The organism is Paenibacillus xylanexedens, assembly GCF_007676705.1.
Taxonomy (GTDB): domain Bacteria; phylum Bacillota; class Bacilli; order Paenibacillales; family Paenibacillaceae; genus Paenibacillus; species Paenibacillus xylanexedens_C.
This window is the reverse complement of sequence record NZ_VEBF01000427.1, coordinates 1-257: the sequence shown is the minus strand read 5'-3', so window position 1 is coordinate 257 and position 257 is coordinate 1. Positions and strand designations below refer to the sequence as shown.

The 257-nt window shown below is 42.8% G+C and carries 1 protein-coding gene; it reads right to left on the bottom strand.

Annotated features, from left to right (window positions below):
- Positions 1 to 37: 37 nt before the first annotated feature.
- Positions 38 to 199 carry a hypothetical protein gene (locus tag FS628_RS31715; RefSeq protein ID WP_186328058.1) on the bottom strand — a complete coding sequence of 54 codons (162 nt, stop codon included), beginning with the start codon at positions 197 to 199 and terminating at the stop codon, positions 38 to 40.
- Between the last annotated feature and the right edge of the window lie 58 nt (positions 200 to 257).

Below are 257 nucleotides of genomic sequence, written 5' to 3'. Positions count from 1 at the left end.
CCTGCACCTCCAGCCTTCCAAACTCCTTCAACTCGTCTCATAACTTAACCAACAGATCCTCATCACCACCCAACTCTAACAATTCATCCACTACCCCAAACACATTATCAAAAAATCCACTTTCCTCATCTACTTCACCATCCCCCATCTTCTTCATTTCCTCAATCACTTCTACCACCATCTCATCAAACAATTCCAAAATCCATTCTCACGTATCACTCCACATCAATCACTCCCTTATTACCTCCCTCAACATG